Here is a 20,570-nt window from a genome sequence, read left to right on the forward strand (position 1 = left end):
CATGTGCCGACTCTTCGGCCTGCACGCCGGGACGCACGCGTGCATCGCGACGTTTTGGCTGCTGGACGCCCCCGACAGCCTGGCCGAGCAGAGCAGAACGAACCCCGACGGCACGGGCCTGGGCGTCTTCGACGAGCACGCCCGGCCCCGGCTGCACAAGCAACCCATCGCGGCCTGGCAGGACGCCGCCTTCGCCACTGAGGCACACCGGCTGACCGGGACGACGTTCATCGCGCACGTTCGCTACGCGACGACCGGTTCGCTCGACCTCCGCAATACCCACCCGTTCCTGCAGGACGGGCGGATCTTCGCCCACAACGGAGTGCTCGAGGGCCTGGACGCCCTCGATGAACGGCTGCGCGAGGTCGGCACCGACGACCTGGTCCTGGGCGACACCGATTCCGAGCGGGTGTTCGCGTTGATCACCGCCTCGATCCGCGCGCACGGGGGCGAGGTGACGGCCGGTCTGGTCGATGCGACGAAGTGGCTCGCGTCGAACGTGCCGATCTACGCGGTCAATGTGCTGCTGACTACGGCGACGGACATGTGGGCGCTGCGGTACCCGGAGACTCATGAGCTGTACATCCTGGAACGGCCCGACGAATCCCGAACCGCGCCGCCCGAATTCGACCTACGCACCAAGCGAATTCACGCGCGGTCGGAACATCTGTGCACGCGGGCATCGGTGGTGTTCGCGTCCGAACCGATGGACGACGACCCGCGCTGGCGTCTGCTGGATTCGGGAGAGCTGGTCCACGTCGACGCCGCGTTGCGGGTCGAGCGCAGCGTGGTGCTACCCGACCCGCCGAAACATCCGCTCCGGCGGGAGGATCTGAGCGGGCCGGTCCAGGACGCGCAGCACGCCCTCCCGAGCACTCGGCGGCTCGCCTGACGCCGGGTCACGCAAATTAGGGCGGTACATATCGGGAACCAAGTTGTAATCTCGGGGGCCGGTACGCTAACTTCTACGCTATTCCAAGGATAGTTGGAGAATACCTTGCCGGACCCGCGGAAACTCGGTCGATGCGCGAGTTTGTCAGCACGCGAGCTGTGCGCGTTGCAGCGCCGACACTGGCAAGACACTTATCGAGCACACCCCGACATGTACGGGTCTGCGCCGTCAGCCCCGGCGGTGTACGCAGCGAACCTGTTTAAGGCCGCTGGCGTCAAGCGGCTGCTGGAATTGGCTGCCGGTCACGGCCGCGATGCCATGTATTTCGCCAGAGAAGGCTTCACGGTGACGGCTATTGACTTCAGTGATGTTGCGATCGAACGAATCCGCGGAGTAGCCCAAGCCCAAGGCGTAGGGGCGCAATTGTCGACAGTTGTGCACGACATGCGCGAGCCCCTCTCCCTGGAAAACCGCGCCGTCGATGCGGTGTTCGCGCACATGGCGTTGTGTATGGCCCTGTCGACGACGGAGATACACGCCGTCGTCAGCGAGGTCCGGCGCGTGCTGCGGCCTGGCGGGATACTCGTTTACACTGTGCGCCACACCGGCGACGCCCACTGCGGTGCCGGAAAAGCATACGGAGACAACACTTTCGAGCATGGTGGCTTCGTTGTGCACTTCTTCAACCGGCAGCTGGTCGAGGCTTTGGCCGAGGGCTGGACGCTTAACGAGGTGTATGCCTTCGAAGAAGGAGACCTGCCTCGTCGGCTATGGCGCGTCACGATGATACGCGGTTGAGACGTCGTGGCATCGTCGTTCGGTGATCCCTAGCCGCGGTCGCCAAGAATGACGTGTCAGCCTGCTTGCCCCGTGGGTTCCTCTACCGGCAGTCCAGCGAGGCGCCATTCGAGCATGCCTTCGTCAAGGCGTTTCACCACGCGCCCAGCGCTTTTCACGATGCGAGTGGCCTCGGGTGCCATGACACAGTACGCGCCGCGGCAGTAGGCGACGATCTCCTGACCGGCCGGCAGTTCGGATAGTCGGTCTACCAGCTCGGCGAGGGGCATGCTGATCGCGCCGGGAATGTGCCCGGCTGAGTACTCCTCATGCGGTCGCACGTCGATCAGCGTGACCTCGCCGGCGTCGAGGCGGCGTATCAGTTCCTGCCGCGTGATGGCGTCTTCGGGCGAACCAAGCACCGCGGCGGCCGCGACGGCCACATCGGCCAGGTGCGCCTCAGCGACTGTCTGCACCAGTGAAAACAGCCGGCCCACGTCCTCTCCGGCGAGCCGGTAGTACTGACGGGTGCCATCACGACGGGTTTCGACCAGACCGCCGGCCTTGAGCGATTGCAGGTTCGCCGAGGCGGTGGTCAGGTTCATCCCCGTCGCAGTGGCGATCGCGTCGACGGTGCGCTCGCCCTGAGCGAGCAAGTCGAGGATCTGCAGTCGGCGCCCGTTGCCCAGCGCCTTACCGACCCGCGCGATCTCGTCCATAAGTGCCGCTTTGGAACCAGCCGGCTTTCCCATCTTGCTTCTCCAATAATCTTTGGAATATCGTATAGATCTTAGCACGCGGCGACGGTCCCACCAGATCATCGACGTCTGACCAACTCCGTCGGGAGGTGAGCGTCCATGAACAAGACCGTTGTCGTCCTGGGGGCCGGCGTCGGAGGCCTGACCGCGGCCGCAGAGCTGCGCAAGGTACTACCCACCCAAGATCGGATCGTGCTGGTCGACCGGAGCTTTACCGGCGGCTTGGGGTTGTCGCTGCTGTGGGTGATGCGCGGCTGGCGGACCGCGGAGCAAGTGCGCGTAAAACCCACGGCGGCGGCGCTTCCCGGTGTGCAGATGGTGACCGCGGAAGTCGATCGCATCGACGACGTCGAGCAGGCGGTGCACTGCCGCGGTTCGAGCCCGGTCCGCTACGACGCTTTGGTGATCGCCCTTGGCGCCGCCCTCGACGCTTCAGCCCTGCCAGGTTTATCGGAGGCGTTCGAATCTGGTATCGCGGACCAGTTCTACACACTCGAGGGTGCCGCGGATCTGCACCGCACGATCGGGACGCTGGAGTCGGGACGGGTGATCGTGCTGGTCGTCCGTGCGCCGTTCAAATGCCCGGCCGCACCATTCGAGGCGGCGTTCCTGATCGCCGACCAATTAGGCGCTAGGTATGCCAGCGGCGCGGTGCGAGTTGACGCGTTCAGCCCTGATGCGCTCCCGATGCCGGTCGCCGGCCCGGAAGTTGGTGAAGCCCTAGTCGCCATCATGGAAGCGAAAGGCATTGGTTTCCATGGTGATAAGTCCGCGACATGCATCCATCCGGATAACCACGTCGTGGAATTCGCGGACGGAACTACTGAATCGTTCGATCACCTCGCGGTGGTTCCGCCACACCAGTCACCAGCAACAGCGGTGATGTCGACCGAACTCCACGCTGGCGGCTGGATCCCGGTCGATCCGCAAACTCTCGCCACAAGGACGCCGAATGTCTGGGCGATCGGCGATGTCACCGCACTTGAGCTGCCCAACGGCAAACCGCTACCGAAGGCAGCGATCTTCGCCCGAGCCGAAGCCGAGATCGTCGCGCACCAGGTGGCCCGCCATCTAGGCCGTGACGCGCCCGACACCCGCTTCACCGGCGAGGCCGCCTGTTATGTCGAGATCGGCGGGGGTCTGGCCGCTAAGGCTGAGGGTAATTTCCTGACGCTGCCCGCGCCTCAGATCGCATTGCGTGACCCGTCGCGGGCGTATCACGTGGAAAAGGAGCAGGAGGAGCGAGATTGGCTGGTGCGCTGGAACATTCGCTAAGCAACCCGGAGACGCCGGCGCGACAACCGCACGGCCAGGAACCGTAGGAAACGGAAAACGGAGGACATAATGAAGCGCTCACTCACCATCGCTTACGGCGCCACGTGCTATCTCGTCTTTTTGGCGGCGTTCCTATACGCCATCGGCTTCGTGGGCAACCTTGTTGTGCCGCGCAGCATCGACAATGGTGTCGCGGCGTCGATTCGGGAGGCGGTCGTCGTCAACGCGGTGTTGCTCGCGTTATTTGCCGTGCAGCACAGCGTGATGGCACGACCGACGTTTAAGCGTTGGTGGACGCGGTTGATACCTGAGAATATCGAGCGCAGCACCTACGTGCTGTTGTCGAGTTTGGTTCTGTTCCTGTTGTTCTGGCAGTGGCGGACGATGCCGGCGGTCATCTGGGACGTCGCATGGCTACCGGGCCGGATCGGGCTGCAGGTCCTGTTCTGGCTCGGCTGGGCCACGGTTCTGGCTTCGACATTCATGATCAATCACTTTGATCTGTTCGGCCTTCGTCAGGTCTATCTGGCGTGGCGTGCAGAACCCTACAGCGAGACGGGCTTTCGTTCGCCACTGCTGTATCGGGTCGTCCGGCACCCTCTCATGCTCGGTTTCATTGTCGCGTTTTGGGCCGCCCCGACGATGACGGCAGGGCATCTGCTTTTCGCGTTGGCGACCACCGGGTACATCCTGATAGCGCTGCAGATTGAGGAGCACGACCTCACAGCGGCGCTCGGCGACGAATATCGCGAATATCGTCGCCGCGTGCCGATGCTCATTCCGGGACTTCAGCGGCCCGGTCACCGTACCGACGCTGAAGCCACTACAAATCGGGCTTGACAATTAATCGGCAGCATCTCGTGATCATTGACCGTCTGTGGGGGGTGCGTGAAAATGCGGGTATGGGCGAGGTTCGAGTCAAGAACCTGATGAGTCCGGACGAGACACTCGAGTTCAAAGGGATCAAGGTCCAGCAGGTCGATGTGGGTGACCTGACTGTCGGGCGGATCGTGACGCAGCCAGGATGGCGGTGGTCTACGCACGTGCGTCCACAAGTCGGCGGGGATTGGTGCGAGGCGCGCCACGTAGGGATCGTGGTGTCGGGCCGGTTCGAAGTCGCGATGCGCGACGGGACGACGCTGCAGTTCGGCCCGGACGACGTCTTCGAGATCCCGCCCGGTCATGACGGATACACGCTTGGGAACGAGCCGTGCATCCAAATCGAGTGGTCGGGGTTGCGAGCCTTCGCGGGATTCCGGCTCATCGGCACTCAGAACCGGGCGCTGGTCACGCTGCTGTTCACCGATCTCGTTGACTCTACGGTGACGGCAAAACGACTTGGCGATGTCGCATGGCGAGACGTGCTCTCGGCACACTATGAGGCGACGCGGGCCGCGTTGGAACGCCATCATGGCCACGAGATCAACACGACCGGAGACGGACTGCTCGCGACCTTCGATGGACCGGCAAGCGCCTTGCGCTGCGCTGCGGCGATCGGCCGGGCCGCTCGTCGGGAAGGCCTGCAGATCCGCGCGAGCGTACACGTCGGAGAAGTGGAACTGGTTGGGAACGACGTGCGCGGCGTCGCGGTACATGAAGCGGCACGGATCCTCAGCGCGGCGACGGCCGACGAAATCCTGGTGTCGGCCACGACGCGCGCATTGGCGAGCAACGCGGGCTTTGTGTTCCGGCCCCGCGGTACACACACGCTCAAGGGCCTGCCGGGCGAATGGAATCTCTTCGCCTGCTTCGAGGACGAGAAGCCCACACGCACTTGAACTGCGAGGACACCTTTTGAGGCGCTAGAGGGGTATAAGCGCAACCCAGGAGCGCGTACTTTCGCGCCGGCGTGTTGCTATGAGTAGCTGTTTGTGCCCGCGCGGCGCATGACGCACGCAAGGCAGGCGTTGGGTCAGCAAATTAGGGCGGTACATATCGGTCGCGATGTGCCAGCATTAACTCGTGGGCGCACGTCGATTCGCTCGCTTGCTGGTCGTCGCGGTGGTGGCGACCTGGGCGACGCTGCTGACCCCGCCGATCCTCATCGCCTCCGCGTCCGCCGCGCCCTGCCCCGACGTCGAGGTGACGTTTGCCCGCGCCACCACCGAAGCGCCCGGCGTTGGTGGGGTCGGACAGGCATTCATCGACTCGCTGCGCTCGCAGGTCGGGGGTCGATCCCTCGGGGTGTATCCCGTCAACTACCCCGCCACCGAAGATTTTGGCCCTTCCGCATCCGCCGGTGCCCGCGATGCGAGCGCTCATGTCGAATCCATGGCCGCGACCTGTCCCAACACCAAGCTGGTGCTCGGTGGATATTCCCAAGGCGCGATGGTGATCGATCTGATCACCATCGCCCAAATAGAGGTTGCAGGTTTGGTCCCCTCGTCGCTGCCGCAGGACGTGGCTGATCATGTTGCCGCGCTCGCCCTCTTCGGGAATCCATCGGACAGATATCTAGGAGCGCCGGTGAGCACGGTCAGCCCGTGGTACGGGGCTAAGGCCATCGATTTGTGTGCGCCCGGCGATCCGATCTGCACTCCGGGCGGGGCCCTGGCACCGCCGACGCATGACGAAATGTTCTCCGCGGCGCACCTGTCCTACAAGCAGTCCGGGATGCCCACTGAGGCCGCGACTTTCGTGGCCGGCCACCTCTGACGCGGGCGCGCCCGGCGCCGGCTGGCAGAGTGGGTCGACGTGGCAACCAAACGCGCGCTCGTGTTGGCCGGCGGAGGAATAGCGGGAATCGCCTGGGAGACAGGTGTTCTGCGGGGTATCGCCGACGAGTCGCCGGAATCGGCGCGGCTGCTGCTGGATTCCGACGTGCTGGTCGGGACCTCGGCCGGCTCGGCGGTCGCCGCCCAAATCAGCGGCGGGAGCACGCTCGAGGCGCTGTTCGACCGGCAGGTCGCCGAGGCATCCGCCGAGATCGATTCCGGTGTCGACGTCGACGACATCGCCGAGATCTTCCTGGTCGCGCTCGCCGAACCATACGACGAGACGGCGGACAAGACCCGCCAGCAGTTGCGGCGGATCGGAGCCGTGGCGCTGACGACCGAAACGGTCGCGGAGCCGGTCCGCCGCCAGGTGATCGCGCAACGCTTGCCCTCCCACGAGTGGCCCGACCGGCAGTTGCGGCTGACCGCGATCGACACCGAGACAGGGGAATTGGTCGTTTTCGACAATCGGTCGGGTGTCGAGCTCGTCGACGCGGTGGCGGCCAGTTGCGCGGTGCCCGGAGCGTGGCCGCCGGTGACGATCGCGGGCCGGCGCTACATGGACGGCGGGGTCGGCAGCACGGTCAACCTCGGCGTCGCCCGCGACTGCGACGAGGCGGTGGTGCTGGTGCCCTCGGGCGTCGATACCCCGTCGCCGTTCGGCCCTGGCCCGGCGGCCGAGATCGCGGCCTTCCCCGGCGCAGCCTTCCCCGTGTTCGCCGACGCAAACTCGTTGGCGGCCTTCGGGCCCAACGCGCTGGATCCCCGCTGCCGCATCCCCTCGGCAACCGCCGGACGCGAACAAGGACGGCGCGAGGCCCGCGCGGTCGCGAAATTCCTGGGAGCCTAAGGGACTTAAGCGCGTTCAGCCCTCGATCGCGGGTGGGACCGGCTGGTCCTCCTCGCGCTCGAAGGCGTCCAGCGCCTGCGTGGCCAGCTCGCGGCCCGCGGCGATCACCTCCACCGCCCGATGAAATTCCAGGCTTCGGCACGTCGTGCGGGGCACCTCGATCAGCAGGTCGGCCGGGTAGGCGGCCAGCGTGTGGCGGGCCAGCGCCGATTGGGCGATGTCGATCGTCCGATTCATCACTTCGAAGCTGCCCAGCTTCGGCACTTCGGGAGCCTCCAGGGCGGCAAGGGCGTCGAGTTCGGTTGCGGTCGGTTCGATGTCGGCATCCGCGGACCAGGCATCCGGTTCCGCGGCCGCGCCGCCGAATCGGCTCAGCATCGCCCGCGCCGCGGGCCGGTCCAGCAGCGAGCGTGCCGCGGTGGCATCGAGCAGCGCGGAGGTGCTGCGCACCATGCGGTTCAGCCACTCGACGGTGGCGCCGGGCTCCTCCTCGCGGCTGACGATGGTCTCGCTGCCGTTGAGGCTCACCGCGATGGTCAGATCGGCGTTGACCGCGGCGATCGGGGCCATCGGCAGCGGATCCAGAATGCCGCCGTCGGCGAGCAGGCGCCCGTCGATCGCGTGCGGGGCGATCACCCCGGGAATCGCGATCGACGCCCGGATGGCCTCGTCGAGCGGGCCGCGCTGAAACCACACCGACTTGCCAGCGAGCAGGTCGGTCGCCACGGCGGTGTAGGGGATGGGCAGTTCCTCGATCGTGACCGGGCCGAGGATGTCGCGCACGGTGTCCAGGATCTTCTCGGCCCGCATCACGCCGGCCGCGCTGATGGAGAAGTCCAGCAGCCGCAGGATCGTGCGCTGGGTTAGCGACTTCGCCCAGTCGGCGAATTCGTCGAGGCGCCCGGCGGCCTGCAGACCGCCGACCATCGCGCCCATCGACGAGCCGGCGATGCCCACGATGTCGTAGCCGCGCTCGGCCAGCACCTCGATGACTCCGATGTGGGCGTAGCCGCGGGCGCCGCCGCTGCCGAGCGCCAACGCCACCCGTATCGGTGCTGATCGACGGTCGACAACTTCGCCAGGCACTCCCTCATTTTGCGCGGCGGAAGGCGCCCCGAGCGGGCCGGGTGGGCAGTTTTTTCACCCGTGATCTGAATTGCGTGAGGCCGGCCGCGGCTACCCGCATTCGTCGTTGGCGGCCGCGCGCGCCGCGGTGATCAGGGCCGCCTGCCGTGCCAGGGTCAGCTCCGCCCACCGGATGTTCCAGCTGCCCGCGGTGCCCGATGGCGAGGCCTGAACCATCGCCAGATACGGCTCGAACAGCGACTGACCCGTCTTGGGCTGGCCGTCCATCCACTCTTTCGCGGCATGACAGGCCTGGTAGTACTCCTCCTCGGTCGAATCCGCGGGGACGTCGACCCTGGTCGTGACGCCCGTGGGGGACAGACCCACGGCGCCCGGCGGCGCGCTGGCCGGGCCGGCGGGGATGCCCGACGGCCGCGCCGACGACGAGGTGGGCGCGCCGGTATGGGCGCCGCGCGAGCACCCGGTGACCGTCACCAAACCGGCCGCCAGGACGACCGCGACCCATCCCAGGAGCCAACGACTGCGCCAACGCACGATGTCAATCTATGCAACACTGGCGGCCGTGATGGAGCGCTTCGGATTTTGCGAGTGTTGTCGGCCCTAACTTGCCGCCGCTCGTCCCGATCCGTCCTCCCTGGAGCACTCCCCAATGTCTTTGCCCTCGTCCATCGAGTTGCGCCCCTACACCGTCGCATCGCCCTCCGCCGGCCCCACCCGGCTGCGGGTCCCCGACCTGTTGCACGCCACCGACCAGGCAGCCGACGACGTGCTCAGCGGGCGCTGCGACCACCTGCTGCCCGAGGGGGGCATACCGCACGCCGAGCGCTGGTTCACCCGCATCCACGGCGACGATGAGCTGGACGTCTGGCTGATCAGTTGGGTCCCCGGTCGGGCCACCGAACTGCACGACCACGGCGGTTCCCTCGGCGCGCTAACCGTGCTGTCCGGTTCGCTCAACGAATTCCGTTGGGACGGACGCGGACTGCGACGCCGCCGGCTCGACGCGGGCGACCAGGCCGGGTTCCCGCTGGGCTGGGTGCACGACGTGGTGTGGGCGCCCCGGGCCGTCACCGGGCCCGCCTCGGCGAGCACGATCAAGGGTCCGGTCGAGCCGACGCTGAGCGTGCACGCCTACTCGCCGCCGCTGACCGCGATGTCCTATTACGAAGTCACCGATGCCAACAGGTTGCGCCGCCGGCGCACCGAATTGACCGACCAACCTGAGGGGCCGCAGTGAGCCGCATCGACGTGGTGTTGAGATCCGCCCGGCGCAGGTACCGCCGCCTGCCCGCCGCCGAGGTGCCCGACGCGGTGCGACGCGGCGCGGTGCTGGTCGACATCCGGCCGCAGGCGCAGCGATTCCGCGAGGGTGAGATACCGGGCGCGCTGGTGATCGAGCGCAACGTCCTGGAATGGCGCTGCGATCCGACCAGCGACGCCCGGCTGCCGGAGGCCGTCGGCGACGACGTCGAATGGGTGATCGTGTGTTCGGAGGGCTACACGTCCAGCCTGGCCGCCGCGGCGCTGCTCGATATTGGCCTGCTCCGCGCCACCGACGTCATCGGCGGCTACCACGCGCTGGCGGGTGCCGGTGTGCTGGAACGGCTGGCCGGCGGCGCGGTCGACGCGCGCCCCGGCGGACTGGCCGACGCCGGGACGACCGGTCGCCGCTGGCTCTAGTCACTCGCTGGCGTGCAGCAGCGGCCGCAGCCTTTCCGTCTTGTCCGGCGTCCATCCGGGCGGTGACAGCACCGCGGCGCAGCCGTCGGCCACGTCGGCGACGTAGCGGTGGCCATGCCCGTCGGGCACGTCCACGGCGACCGCCATATCCGCCGAGACTTGCAGGAACGTCACCACCGGAATCCATTGTGTCTGCGGCAGCACGTCGTATCCCCGTCTTTCGCGCAGCCAATCCGGTTCACTGAACAGCAGATCCGGCGTCCACCACGCGATCGGGTCCGACGCGTGCTGCAAATACACCACGCGGGGGTGACCCCACGTCGAATCCGGGCGCGCCAAATTGCTTGGGCGAGCGACGAATCGGACGTTCTTGCCGTCGTTGTAGATCGGCAGCCACTGCGGGGACCCCGCGTCGCGCGTCGACGTCAGGTCCGTCCAGATCGTGTTGTTGAAGGTCGGGCCGCTGAACAGCGCTCCGTCGGTGCGGGCCAGCACGTTGTTGAGGCTCATGAACGGTGCCTCGCCGCCGAAGGATCCGAGGCTCTCGCCGAACACGACGAGCTTGGGACGCTGCCCTTCGGGCATTTGGCGGATAAGCCTGTCGACCGCCTCGAACAGTGCCTGGCCGGCGTGCCGCGCGTTCTCCTTGTCCACCAGGAACGACAGCCAGCTCGGCAAGAACGAATACTGCACGCTCACGATCGCGGTGTTGCCGTTGTACATGTATTCCAGCGCCGAGGCCTCCGCCTCGTTGATCCAGCCGGTGCCGGTGGTCGTCGCGACGGCGACGACCTGCCGCTGCAGGCCCCCTTCGCGTTGCAGCTCGCGCGCCGCAAGCTCGGCGGCCGCCGTGATGCCGTCGGCGGACGTCAGGCCGGCGTAGGCGCGGATCGGTTCGGCGGCCGGGGCACCGTTGAAAGCGGTCAGCTCGCTGATAGTCGGGCCGCCGTTGACGAAGATGCGGCCCTGGTGGCCCAGCGATTCCCACGAAACCAGGGACTGTGGGCCGCCGGATCGCAGCGGGCTCTTCGGCGGCGCGATCTCGGGATTCATCTCGTTGTTCGCCGTGGCGAACGTGTTGTTCATGGTGCGCATCGCGAACTTGAGCACGACGCCGTTGAGCAAGGTGACCGTCAGGAACACCAGCACCACTACGACGATGGTCACCGACAGGCGGAAGGGGGCGATCCGGTCGACTTCGCCCACCAAAAATCTGACCAGCCAGCGAATGAACTGGCCGATTTCGACGACGGTGAACAGCACCACCACCGACAGCCCCGCGGCGATCGGGTAGTCGTACCACTCCAGGTGCGCCACGCCCATCAAGTCGCGCACGTCGTCCTGCCAGACGTGAAACCAGATCGCCATCAGCACCTGGCCGATCACGGCGATCGGGATCAGTACCTTCCACGCCCAGCGCGGCGCCGGCGGGCTGGACTTCGATTCACGCATGTAGCGAACCAGCCACACCGAAAAGACGCCCAGCCCATAGCCGATGGCGCCGGAGATCCCGCTGACCAGCCCCTGGAACAACGGGCCGCGGGGCAGCAGCGACGGCGTCATGGAGAACCAGATGAAGATGAGGCCGACCGCGGTCCCGGTGAACGTGTAATGCCTTACCCACCAAGGCTTTCGGATACCCTCGGGCGCTTCGGCGGTGCCGTGCGCGCTGGCCGGCGCCTCGGCGTCGGGGCTGGCGACGGATTCGTCGTCGGCTTCGGTACTGGTGACAGAGCCCGTTTCGCTCATGGAGCGTCCTACCGATGGGTGAAGTTGGGGGTGCGCTTCTCGATGAATGCGGCCATGCCCTCGGACTGGTCGTGCGTCGCGAAGGTCGAATGGAAGAGCCGGCGTTCGTAGAGAAGTCCTTCGGACAGCGTCGATTCGAAGGCCCGGTTGACGGCTTCCTTGGCCATCCGGGCCGCCGAACGCGACATCTGCGAAATAGTGGTGGCAACGGCCTTGGCCTCGGTCAGCAAATCGTCGGCGGGCACCACCCGCGAAACCAGGCCGCTGCGTTCGGCTTCTGCGGCGTCGATGGTGCGGCCGGTCAGGATCAGGTCCATGGCCTTGGCCTTACCGATGGCCCGGGTGAGACGTTGCGAGCCGCCCATGCCCGGCAGCACGCCGAGTTTGATCTCCGGCTGACCGAATTTCGCGGTGTCAGCCGCGATCAGCAGGTCACACATCATGGCGAGCTCGCATCCTCCGCCCAGGGCGTGGCCGGCGACGGCGGCGATCGTCGGGGTGCGGATCGCCGCCAATTTGCCCCAGGCCGCGAAGAAGTCGGCCTCGAACGCGTCGGAAAACGTCAACTCGGCCATTTCTTTGATGTCGGCGCCGGCGGCGAACGCCTTGGCTGACCCGGTGATGATGATTGCCCCGATACCCGGATCGTTGTCCAACTCCGTTGCCGCACTGGTGACTTCATTCATCACCTGACTGTTGAGGGCGTTGAGGGCCTTGGGCCGGTTCAGCGTGATGATCCCAACTCGCTGGTCGCGCTCGACCAGGATGGTTTCGTAGGTTGTAGAGGTCACCTCTGTCATCCAAACCGCCTTTCTAGAAACTCAAGTCGTCGTCGACGGGCGCGAAGTACGCGTCGACGTCGGCCGCGCTGACCGCGTCCAGCGTCGCCGGCGACCATTTCGGATTGCGATCCTTGTCGATGATCTGCGCGCGGATGCCCTCGACCAGGTCGTGCGAGCGCGCCGACGCGGACGACACCCGATAGTCCTGGATCAGAACGTCTTCCAGCGTGTCGAGTTTCGTGGCCCGGCGCACCGCCTCCAACGCCACCGACACCGCGATGGGGGAGCGGGTGGCGATCAGGTTGGCGGCGTCGTTTGCCGGCCCGGCGCCGTGGCCGCGCAGCGCCGCGACGATGTCTTCGACGCTTTCGCCGGCGAAGCAGTCGTCGATCCAATCACGTTGTGCGGCAAGCTCACTCGGTGGGGGTTCGACGGCATAGCGGGCCAGCGCGCTCTCGATGCCGTCGGAAACGATCGCCGCGGTGAACGCGTCGAGTTCGCCGTGTGGCACGTAGTGGTCGGCGAATCCCATCGCGATGGCGTCGGCTCCGGAAAACGGCGCGCCGGTGAGCGCGGCGTGCAGCCCCAGCGCGCCCGGCGCCCGGGACAGCAGAAACGCGCCGCCGACGTCGGGGATGAAGCCGATGCCGACCTCCGGCATCGCCACCTTTGACGTCTCGGTCACCACCCGAACGGTGCCGTGCGCGCTGACGCCGACGCCGCCGCCCATCACGATGCCGTCCATCAACGACACATACGGCTTGGGGAAACGCCCGATCTGGCCGTTCAGCAGATACTCGTCGCGCCAGAACTTGCGGACCTCCACGCCGTCCTTGCGGGCGCTGTGGTAGACGGCGACAACGTCGCCGCCGGCGCACAACCCGCGGTCCCCGGCGCCGGACAACACCACGGCGCGCACCGCGTCGTCGGCTTCCCAGCGGGTGAGGATGGCGCGCAGGGCGTCCACCATCGATTGGTTCAGCGAATTGATCGCCTTGGGGCGGTTGAGCGTGATCAGGCCGACGCCGCCGTCGACCCGGGTAAGGACCTCGTCGGATTCCTCCGTCACGCCCACGCCTTAGCCTCCTAATCGCCGGAAAATCCGTACCCAGAATGCTGCCCGACAAGGCAGTCGGAGTCTCGACCAGCAATCTAGATCGTCACTACCGCCCCAGTACCCGCGGGTAAGGTTTATGTTTAACCGGACGAGAACGTCCGAGCCCGGATTTATCGACAAAACCCCAGCTCCGCTGGGAACCCGGGCGGGTCGCTGATCGTTGAGCAGGTGTTCGCACAGCTCCAAGCCACAGTCTTCAGAGAGGATCCGACAGTGCGGGAGACAAGTAACCCGGTATTTCGCTCGCTGCCCAAGCAGCGCGGCGGGTACGCGCAATTCGGCACTGGCGCGGCCCAGGTGCAGCAGGGGTACTACCAAGGTGACCCCTACACGGCGGCTCCCTACCAGGAGGCCAAGGTATCCCGTCCGGTCACGATCGATGACGTCGTCACCAAGACGGGCATCACGCTGGGCGTGCTGACGGTCGCGGCGATCGTCTCCTACTTCCTGGTGGCGTCCAATCTCGCGCTGGCGATGCCGCTCACCCTGATCGGCGCGCTCGGCGGCTTGGGGCTGGTGCTGGTCGCGACGTTCGGTCGCAAGCAGGACAGCCCGGCGATCGTGCTCAGCTACGCCGTCCTCGAGGGCCTGTTCCTCGGCGCGGTCTCGTTCGTCTTCGCGAACTTCACGGTGTCGTCCGCCAACGCCGGCGCCCTGATCGGGGAGGCCGTGCTCGGCACCTTCGGTGTGTTCTTCGGGATGCTCGTCGTCTACAAGACCGGCGCCATCCGGGTCACGCCCAAGTTCACCCGCATGCTGGTCGCCGCGATGTTCGGCGTGCTGGCCCTGATGCTCGGCAATTTCGTGCTGGCAATGTTCCACGTCGGCGGCGGCACGGGCCTGGGTCTGCGCAGCGGCGGAACGATCGCGATCATCTTCTCGCTGGTGTGCATCGGTATCGCGGCGTTCAGCTTCCTCATCGACTTCGACGCGGCCGACCAGATGATCCGCGCCGGGGCGCCGGAGAAGGCGGCTTGGGGCATCGCCCTGGGCCTGACCGTGACGCTGGTCTGGCTGTACCTCGAGATCCTGCGTCTGCTCAGTTATCTGCAGAACGATTAGCGCTTGACCCGAAAACCGGCACGCCGTTCGGCGTGCCGGTTTTTGTCGCGCGTGATGTCACATCCACGACCGCTGGATGCGTCTGCTGGTTGTCAGCACCCATTCACTCGCGAAAGGCAGCATCATGAAGCACATCGTTATCATCGGCGCCGGCTATGCCGGCATGGCGGCCACCGCCCGCTTGGCGCGTCGGGTCAAGGGCCGCGACGACGTGCGCGTCACCCTGGTCAACCCGCAGGCTCGGTTCACCGAGCGGTTGCGCCTCCACCAGGCGGCTTCGGGCCAGCGGCTGGCCGAGCTTCAGATCCCGGACATGCTCGCCGGTACCGACGTCGAGTTCGTCCAGGGCTGGGTCACCGGCCTGGACGCCGACGCGCGGACCGTCCGTCTCGACGACGAGCGCGTGATCGGCTACGACACCCTGGTCTATGCGCTTGGCAGCGTCGCCGACACCGAGGCAGTGCCCGGCGTCGACGAATTCGCCTACACCCTCAACAGCGCCCACGACGCCGGCTTGCTGGCCCAGGAGCTGGATCGGCTCGGCGCCGGGACGGTCGTGGTCGCCGGCGGCGGTCTGACGGGCATCGAATCGGCCGCCGAGATCGCCGAGCGGCACCCGGAACTCGACGTCGTCCTGCTGAGCCGGCAGACACCCGGATCGATGATGGGCCCCAAGGCGCGTGCCCGCCTGCACGCCGGGCTGGCCCGGTTGGGCGTGCGGATCCGTTCCGGTGTCGACATCGTCAAGGTGATGCCCGACGGGGTCGCCCTGGCCGACGGCGAGGTCGTGCCGGCCGGCGCGGTGCTGTGGGCCACGGGCGTGCGGGTGTCGCCGCTGGCGGCCGCCGCGGGCCTGCGCGTCGACGAGCGGGGCCGAATCATCACCGACGCGGCGCTGCGCTCGGTGTCCCACCGGGACGTGTACGTCGTTGGCGACGCCGCGGCGGTTCGGCAAGGATATGGCCTCGTGCACGGCACCTGCCAGAGCGGCATCCCGACCGGGGTGCACGCCGCGGCCAACATCGTGCGAGAGCTGAAGGGCAAGCAGCCCAAGCGGTTCCGCTTCGGCTATGTCCACCAGCCGGTGAGCCTGGGGCGGCACGACGCCGTCATCCAGTTCACCCATCCCGACGACAGCGCGTCGCGTTTCTATCTGGCCGGTCGGTGGGCGGTCGCCTACAAGGAGACGGTGAGCGCCAGTCCGTGGACGACCTACCGATTGCTCAAGCTGCTGCCGGCGCTGGGCGCCGTGACATGGCGGCGCGGTGGGGGCTTCACCCGATGAGCGCCGACGAGCACACGTTCGTCGAACATCGGAAACTGTTGTTCGCCATCGCCTATCGGATCCTGGGCTCGGCGGCAGACGCCGAGGACGTGGTTCAGGATGCCTGGCTGAAGTGGTCGGCGGCCGATCGGGGTCAGGTCGCCGACCCCAAAGCCTATCTGTCCCGCATCGTGTCGAATCTGTCGATGGAACGGCTGCGCTCGACTCGGCGCCAGCGGGAGACCTACGTGGGCCCGTGGCTTCCCGAGCCGATCCTCACGAGCGAAGACACGGCGGAGGACGTCGCGGCCGCCGAATCGGTGTCGATGGCGATGCTGGTCGTACTCGAGACGCTGAGCCCCCTGGAGCGTGCGGTGTTCGTCCTCAAGGAGGTGTTCGACTTCAGCTACGCCGAAATCGCTTCGGCCGTCGATCGTTCCGAGGCCGCGGTGCGCCAGGCGGGCCACCGCGCCCGCAATCACGTGCAGGCGCGCCGGCCCCGGTTCGAGGCCGACCGCGGCAAGAAGCGCGCGGTCACCGAACGCTTCTTCGCCGCGGCGACCGGCGGGGACATCAACGATCTCATGCAACTGCTCGCCCCCGATGTCACGCTGTGGACGGACGGCGGCGGAAAGGTGCGCCAGGCGCTGCGTCCGGTCGAGGGCATGGCCAAGGTCGCCGCGTGGCTCGCCGGTGTCACCAAGCGCCCCTACGAAGGCGTCGAGATCGCCGATATGACAGCCCAAGTCGTCGACATCAACGGCGGGCCGGGCATCGTTTTCTCCGCCACGGGCCGCGTGATCGCAACCCTCACAGTCGAACTCGGCACTGACGGGCGCATCGTCACCATCCACAACGTGGCCAACCCGGACAAGCTGGGCGCCGTCGCGGACGGGGTACAGCGCGGCTGACGCCTTTGGTTGTGCACTCGCGGCGCCCCGGGCGCACACTCGGCGCCCAGGACGCACACTCGACGAGCAGGGCTAGCTGAGCCGCTCGATCACCATCGCCATGCCCTGCCCGCCGCCGACACACATGGTCTCCAGACCAAGCGTCTTGTCGTGCGTCTGCAGGTTGTTCAGCAACGTGGTGGCGATGCGCGCGCCGGTCATGCCGAACGGGTGGCCGAGTGCAATCGCCCCGCCCGACACGTTCAGCTTGTCCTCGTCCATGCCGAGCTCCCGCGCCGAGCCCAGCACCTGGACCGCGAACGCCTCGTTGATCTCGTACAGGTCGATGTCGCTGATCGACATGCCGGCCCGCTCCAGCGCCTTCTTGGACGCCTCGATCGGGCCCAGCCCCATGATCTCCGGCGACAGTCCGCTGACGCCGGTCGACACGATGCGGGCCAGTGGTGTCAGGCCCAGTTCCTTGGCCTTGGTGTCGCTGGTGATCACCAGCGCGGCGGCGCCGTCGTTGAGCGGACAGGCGTTGCCCGCCGTCACGGTGCCGTTGGGGCGAAACACCGGTTTGAGCTCGCTGACCTTCTCGTAGGTGGTGCCCGGACGCGGGCCGTCGTCGGTGCTGACGGTGCTGCCGTCGGGCAGCGTCACCGGGGTGATCTCGCGTTCGAAGAACCCGCTCTTGATGGCCTCCTCGGCCCGGTTCTGGCTGCGCACGCCCCAGTGGTCCTGGTCCTCGCGGCTGATGCCGGTCAAGATGGCGACGTTTTCAGCGGTCTGGCCCATCGCGATGTAGACGTCGGGCAGGTTGTCGTCGGCGCGGGGGTCGTGCCATTCGTCCGCGCCGCCGGCCGCGGCGGCGGTCCGCTCCTGGGCCTCGTCGAACAGCGGATTCTTGGTGTCCGGCCACGAGTCGGAGTTGCCCTTTCCGAACCGGGACACGGTCTCCACTCCCGCGGAGATGAACGCGTCACCCTCGCCCGCCTTGATCGCGTGGAAGGCCATCCGCGTCGTCTGCAGCGACGACGAGCAGTACCGGTTCACCGTGGTGCCCGGCAGGAAGTCGTAGCCCAGTTCGACGGCGACGACGCGCGCCATGTTGAAGCCGGACTCGCCGCCGGGCAGGCCGCAACCCAGGATGAGGTCGTCGATTTGGTGCGGGTTGAGGGCGGGCACCTTGTCGAGCGCGGCGCGGACCATCTGCGCCGCGAGGTCGTCGGGCCGCATGGAGACCAGCGACCCCTTCATGGCGCGGCCGATCGGCGAGCGGGCAGCGGAGACTATGACGGCTTCAGGCATGGCGGTTCTCTCCCATGGGACGCGGGCTAGCTAGGAACGGGTGGTACGTCCACCTCGACGGGTAGCACAAATCTAGTCGGTGCCGACCGGCCGCTACGACGACGGGGCGCGCGAACCCGGCACCGGCCGCTGCCAGAGCCGCGGCATGACGCTGCGTCGGGTGTGCGCGGTGTCGAGCACCTGCGCCGGGGCGGGGGCCGGTGCCTGCTCCGCCGGGCCGTCGACCTGCTCGGCCAGTTCATCGCAGAGCGTCGCCAACAGCGCCCTGGCCGCGAGCGCGTACGCGGCCGGCGAGGGATGGAAGCCGTCGGCGGAGAACATCACCTCGGGCGTGGCCCGGAACTGGGGCGCCAGCAGGTGCGCCAACGGCACCGGCACACCGCCGGCCGCCCGGACCGACGCGGCCTGGGCGCGGGCGAGCTGCGAAGTGCGCGCATGCGCAAGGGAGCGAAGCGGTTGGGGGATGGCGCTGATCACGCCCAGGTCCGGGCAGGTGCCCACGATGACGATCGCGCCGCGGGTGCGCAACTTGCGCACCGCCGTGCCCAGCCGTTGCGCGGACTGGCTGATCCCATTGAGCGCGGTGACGTCGTTGGCGCCGATCATCATCACGGCCGCGTCCGGTGGCGCGCCGGCCACGAACATCGCATCCACTTGGCCGCAAACGCCTTTCGAGGTGGCGCCGACGATTGCCTTGGTGCTCAACCTGATGCGCTTGCCGGTCTGCTCCGCGAGTCCGCGTGCGATCAGCACGCCCGGCACCTCTTCGGCGCTGATGCAGCCGTATCCGGTGGCCGTCGAATCCCCGAACATCATCAAGTGCAGATCGGCGGGCACCCCGCGCTGCCACCGCTCCACCGGCCCGCCGCCCGGGCTGTACACGCCGTCGGCGCGGGGCGGGATGTCCCACGCCTTCGGGATGACGGTGCGCGCGTGCGTCGCCTGGCCGACGAGCAGGTTGCGAGCGCCCAGGTAGGCCGTGCCTGTCGAGGCGAGTGCACCCGCTGTGGCCAGGGCGATCGTCGAACGACGCGGCACCCGGATGGTCACAAAATCAGTTTAGATCGGCTCGAGTGTTTGCGCTGGCGGCTTAAAAACAATGTGATCACGTTGTGAATCACATGTGGTATCAAATCAGACTCTTCAAATGTTGTACCCGGAAAAGCCTGTCAAGCTAAGTCCAGCGAGTTGGCTGAACGACTCGGCGAATAGAAGATGAACCGGACGCTTAGCCGCCTCGTCACATGCTGTATCGGACTACAACGGCGTAGGAAGTGTTGAGCATGACCGCACCGAGCAAGGTCTCCGGTTCCGCCCCGAGAGCCATTTGCACACACGATGTCCTCAGGGCACGTAGAGTTGAATCACGCAAATTCGCGATCAGCGATGGGGCGCCGGTCGAGGTCCTCGAATCGGGGCCGAGCGTTGCTGCGAGGCTTGCCAATCTCGCGTCACGGCTGACGATCCGGCCGATCCTGGCCGCTGGGAGCCACGCACCCAACGCACCCTGGCCCTGGGGCCTCATCGACCTTCTATCTCGGGTCGTGCTTCCGGTGACCGCCACGGTGCGACAGGACGTGAACTTGCCAAACGCGTCGGCACAGTTGGTCCGTGCCCCCGGGGTGCTGCCGGCGGACGGCACCCGCCGGATGGTTCTCTACTTCCATGGCGGAGCGTTCTTGACATGTGGAGCAAACTCACACGGCCGGCTCGTCGAAGCGCTCTCGAAGTTTGCTGACTCACCGGTCCTGGTGGTCAACTACCGGCTCCTGCCCAAGCATTCAGTGGGAATGGCGCTGGCCGATTGCTACGACGCCTACCAATGGGTGCGCCGGCGCGGCTACGACGCCGACCGCGTCGTGCTGGCCGGCGACTCGGCCGGCGGGTATCTCGCGCTCGCCCTCGCGCAACGTCTACAGGAGGAGGGCGAAGAGCCGGCGGCGCTGGTCGCGATCTCGCCACTGCTGCAGCTAGCAAAGGAATGCAAGCAGGCGCATCCCAACATCAAGACCGATGCGATGTTCCCCGCCACCGCCTTCGACGCGCTCGTTGCTTTGGTTGCTAGCGCCGCCGAAAAGAACATCGTCGACGGCAAACCCGAAGAGATCTACGAGCCACTGGAGCACATCAAACCCGGACTGCCGCGGACGCTGATCCACGTCTCCGGATCCGAGGTGCTGCTGCATGACGCCCAGTTGGCCGCGAGCCGGCTGGCGGCGGTCGGCGTGCCCGCCGAGGTCCGGGTGTGGCCAGGCCAGATTCACGATTTCCAGCTCGCCGCGCCGATGGTGCCCGAAGCAATCCGTTCGCTGCGCCAAATCGGCGAGTACATCCGCGAAGCTACCGATTAGCGCGCCGCCGCG

Annotated in this window: 21 protein-coding genes; 13 read left to right on the plus strand and 8 right to left on the minus strand. The window is 67.0% G+C overall.

What is annotated here, in order from left to right; genetic code table 11:
• Nucleotide 1: 1 nt before the first annotated feature.
• Nucleotides 2–892: a class II glutamine amidotransferase gene (locus A5747_RS20190; protein ID WP_076127577.1), complete on the plus strand. Its 891-nt coding sequence runs from the start codon at nucleotides 2–4 to the stop codon at nucleotides 890–892.
• 240 nt (nucleotides 893–1,132) lie between these two features.
• Complete coding sequence (locus A5747_RS20195; RefSeq protein WP_233148093.1) at nucleotides 1,133–1,690, plus strand: class I SAM-dependent methyltransferase; 558 nt, start codon at nucleotides 1,133–1,135, stop codon at nucleotides 1,688–1,690.
• A 56-nt stretch (nucleotides 1,691–1,746) separates the two neighbouring features.
• Here the strand turns inward: A5747_RS20195 and A5747_RS20200 are convergent, their stop codons facing one another.
• Nucleotides 1,747–2,421: a metalloregulator ArsR/SmtB family transcription factor gene (locus tag A5747_RS20200; RefSeq protein WP_076127581.1), complete on the minus strand. Its 675-nt coding sequence runs from the start codon at nucleotides 2,419–2,421 to the stop codon at nucleotides 1,747–1,749.
• Between the two features lie 105 nt (nucleotides 2,422–2,526).
• On the opposite strand from A5747_RS20200, the gene A5747_RS20205 reads away from it, so the two are divergent.
• The 5 genes from A5747_RS20205 to A5747_RS20225 all read left to right on the plus strand — a co-directional run bounded on the left by A5747_RS20205 (nucleotide 2,527) and on the right by A5747_RS20225 (nucleotide 7,266).
• On the plus strand, nucleotides 2,527–3,702 hold the full coding sequence (locus A5747_RS20205) for an NAD(P)/FAD-dependent oxidoreductase (protein WP_076127583.1): 1,176 nt from the start codon (nucleotides 2,527–2,529) through the stop codon (nucleotides 3,700–3,702).
• 69 nt (nucleotides 3,703–3,771) lie between these two features.
• The gene (gene mddA, locus A5747_RS20210) at nucleotides 3,772–4,542 is read left to right on the plus strand and encodes a methanethiol S-methyltransferase (RefSeq protein ID WP_076127585.1); all 771 of its coding nucleotides are present in this window, start codon (nucleotides 3,772–3,774) and stop codon (nucleotides 4,540–4,542) included.
• Nucleotides 4,539–5,480: an adenylate/guanylate cyclase domain-containing protein gene (locus A5747_RS20215; protein ID WP_142245658.1), complete on the plus strand. Its 942-nt coding sequence runs from the start codon at nucleotides 4,539–4,541 to the stop codon at nucleotides 5,478–5,480. Before mddA ends, A5747_RS20215 begins: the two co-directional genes overlap by 4 nt.
• Nucleotides 5,481–5,664: 184 nt before the next feature.
• Nucleotides 5,665–6,357, plus strand: coding sequence for a cutinase family protein (locus tag A5747_RS20220; protein ID WP_083700569.1), 693 nt, complete (start codon nucleotides 5,665–5,667; stop codon nucleotides 6,355–6,357).
• Nucleotides 6,358–6,396: 39 nt separating this feature from the next.
• Nucleotides 6,397–7,266 carry a patatin-like phospholipase family protein gene (locus tag A5747_RS20225; protein WP_076127590.1) on the plus strand — a complete coding sequence of 290 codons (870 nt, stop codon included), beginning with the start codon at nucleotides 6,397–6,399 and terminating at the stop codon, nucleotides 7,264–7,266.
• Nucleotides 7,267–7,281: 15 nt separating this feature from the next.
• Here A5747_RS20225 and A5747_RS20230 read toward each other — a convergent pair whose 3' ends face one another.
• Both A5747_RS20230 and A5747_RS20235 read right to left on the minus strand, forming a co-directional pair.
• A complete protein-coding gene (locus A5747_RS20230) occupies nucleotides 7,282–8,352 on the minus strand; it encodes a patatin-like phospholipase family protein (RefSeq protein ID WP_175611163.1) in 1,071 nt (356 codons plus the stop codon).
• A gap of 90 nt (nucleotides 8,353–8,442) precedes the next feature.
• Nucleotides 8,443–8,886 (minus strand): lipoprotein LpqV, encoded by a 444-nt coding sequence (locus A5747_RS20235; RefSeq protein ID WP_076127594.1) that lies wholly within the window; start codon nucleotides 8,884–8,886, stop codon nucleotides 8,443–8,445.
• A 115-nt stretch (nucleotides 8,887–9,001) separates the two neighbouring features.
• Here A5747_RS20235 and A5747_RS20240 point away from each other — a divergent pair, with 115 nt between their 5' ends.
• Entirely contained in the window at nucleotides 9,002–9,589 is a 588-nt protein-coding gene (locus A5747_RS20240) for a cysteine dioxygenase (RefSeq protein ID WP_076127596.1), read from the plus strand.
• On the plus strand, nucleotides 9,586–10,032 hold the full coding sequence (locus tag A5747_RS20245) for a rhodanese-like domain-containing protein (RefSeq protein WP_076127598.1): 447 nt from the start codon (nucleotides 9,586–9,588) through the stop codon (nucleotides 10,030–10,032). The genes A5747_RS20240 and A5747_RS20245 overlap by 4 nt, the downstream gene beginning before the upstream one ends.
• Here A5747_RS20245 and A5747_RS20250 read toward each other — a convergent pair whose 3' ends face one another.
• From A5747_RS20250 to A5747_RS20260, 3 genes are read right to left on the minus strand one after another with little or no spacing between them, the layout of a single operon-like run.
• The gene (locus A5747_RS20250) at nucleotides 10,033–11,781 is read right to left on the minus strand and encodes an alpha/beta-hydrolase family protein (RefSeq protein WP_076127600.1); all 1,749 of its coding nucleotides are present in this window, start codon (nucleotides 11,779–11,781) and stop codon (nucleotides 10,033–10,035) included. It lies immediately after the preceding gene.
• An 8-nt stretch (nucleotides 11,782–11,789) separates the two neighbouring features.
• Nucleotides 11,790–12,581: an enoyl-CoA hydratase gene (locus tag A5747_RS20255; protein ID WP_076127602.1), complete on the minus strand. Its 792-nt coding sequence runs from the start codon at nucleotides 12,579–12,581 to the stop codon at nucleotides 11,790–11,792.
• 13 nt (nucleotides 12,582–12,594) lie between these two features.
• Complete coding sequence (locus A5747_RS20260; RefSeq protein WP_076127888.1) at nucleotides 12,595–13,632, minus strand: enoyl-CoA hydratase/isomerase family protein; 1,038 nt, start codon at nucleotides 13,630–13,632, stop codon at nucleotides 12,595–12,597.
• A 261-nt stretch (nucleotides 13,633–13,893) separates the two neighbouring features.
• On the opposite strand from A5747_RS20260, the gene A5747_RS20265 reads away from it, so the two are divergent.
• The 3 genes from A5747_RS20265 to A5747_RS20275 all read left to right on the plus strand — a co-directional run bounded on the left by A5747_RS20265 (nucleotide 13,894) and on the right by A5747_RS20275 (nucleotide 16,917).
• The gene (locus A5747_RS20265; RefSeq protein ID WP_076061815.1) at nucleotides 13,894–14,742 is read left to right on the plus strand and encodes a Bax inhibitor-1/YccA family protein; all 849 of its coding nucleotides are present in this window, start codon (nucleotides 13,894–13,896) and stop codon (nucleotides 14,740–14,742) included.
• A gap of 124 nt (nucleotides 14,743–14,866) precedes the next feature.
• Nucleotides 14,867–16,027 carry an NAD(P)/FAD-dependent oxidoreductase gene (locus A5747_RS20270; protein ID WP_076127892.1) on the plus strand — a complete coding sequence of 387 codons (1,161 nt, stop codon included), beginning with the start codon at nucleotides 14,867–14,869 and terminating at the stop codon, nucleotides 16,025–16,027.
• Nucleotides 16,024–16,917, plus strand: a complete 894-nt coding sequence (locus A5747_RS20275) for an RNA polymerase sigma-70 factor (protein ID WP_076127890.1) — start codon at nucleotides 16,024–16,026, stop codon at nucleotides 16,915–16,917. The genes A5747_RS20270 and A5747_RS20275 overlap by 4 nt, the downstream gene beginning before the upstream one ends.
• A gap of 72 nt (nucleotides 16,918–16,989) precedes the next feature.
• Here A5747_RS20275 and A5747_RS20280 read toward each other — a convergent pair whose 3' ends face one another.
• Complete coding sequence (locus A5747_RS20280) at nucleotides 16,990–18,207, minus strand: acetyl-CoA C-acetyltransferase (RefSeq protein ID WP_076127604.1); 1,218 nt, start codon at nucleotides 18,205–18,207, stop codon at nucleotides 16,990–16,992.
• A gap of 93 nt (nucleotides 18,208–18,300) precedes the next feature.
• Nucleotides 18,301–19,245, minus strand: a complete 945-nt coding sequence (locus tag A5747_RS20285; protein WP_139333082.1) for an SGNH/GDSL hydrolase family protein — start codon at nucleotides 19,243–19,245, stop codon at nucleotides 18,301–18,303.
• 245 nt (nucleotides 19,246–19,490) lie between these two features.
• On the opposite strand from A5747_RS20285, the gene A5747_RS20290 reads away from it, so the two are divergent.
• Nucleotides 19,491–20,558 (plus strand): alpha/beta hydrolase, encoded by a 1,068-nt coding sequence (locus tag A5747_RS20290; RefSeq protein WP_076127608.1) that lies wholly within the window; start codon nucleotides 19,491–19,493, stop codon nucleotides 20,556–20,558.
• Nucleotides 20,559–20,570 lie beyond the last annotated feature (12 nt).

It is taken from the genome of Mycobacterium sp. IS-836, assembly GCF_001954275.1.
Taxonomy (GTDB): domain Bacteria; phylum Actinomycetota; class Actinomycetes; order Mycobacteriales; family Mycobacteriaceae; genus Mycobacterium.

What these genes read in the sequence shown, in the direction of transcription:
- A5747_RS20190 (WP_076127577.1), top strand. Translation starts at nt 2, where the DNA reads ATGTGCCGACTCTTCGGCCTGCACGCCGGGACGCACGCGTGCATCGCG.
- A5747_RS20200 (WP_076127581.1), bottom strand. Translation starts at nt 2,421, where the DNA reads ATGGGAAAGCCGGCTGGTTCCAAAGCGGCACTTATGGACGAGATCGCG.
- A5747_RS20205 (WP_076127583.1), top strand. Translation starts at nt 2,527, where the DNA reads ATGAACAAGACCGTTGTCGTCCTGGGGGCCGGCGTCGGAGGCCTGACC.
- mddA (WP_076127585.1), top strand. Translation starts at nt 3,772, where the DNA reads ATGAAGCGCTCACTCACCATCGCTTACGGCGCCACGTGCTATCTCGTC.
- A5747_RS20240 (WP_076127596.1), top strand. Translation starts at nt 9,002, where the DNA reads ATGTCTTTGCCCTCGTCCATCGAGTTGCGCCCCTACACCGTCGCATCG.
- A5747_RS20250 (WP_076127600.1), bottom strand. Translation starts at nt 11,781, where the DNA reads ATGAGCGAAACGGGCTCTGTCACCAGTACCGAAGCCGACGACGAATCC.
- A5747_RS20255 (WP_076127602.1), bottom strand. Translation starts at nt 12,581, where the DNA reads ATGACAGAGGTGACCTCTACAACCTACGAAACCATCCTGGTCGAGCGC.
- A5747_RS20270 (WP_076127892.1), top strand. Translation starts at nt 14,867, where the DNA reads ATGAAGCACATCGTTATCATCGGCGCCGGCTATGCCGGCATGGCGGCC.
- A5747_RS20275 (WP_076127890.1), top strand. Translation starts at nt 16,024, where the DNA reads ATGAGCGCCGACGAGCACACGTTCGTCGAACATCGGAAACTGTTGTTC.
- A5747_RS20280 (WP_076127604.1), bottom strand. Translation starts at nt 18,207, where the DNA reads ATGCCTGAAGCCGTCATAGTCTCCGCTGCCCGCTCGCCGATCGGCCGC.
- A5747_RS20290 (WP_076127608.1), top strand. Translation starts at nt 19,491, where the DNA reads ATGACCGCACCGAGCAAGGTCTCCGGTTCCGCCCCGAGAGCCATTTGC.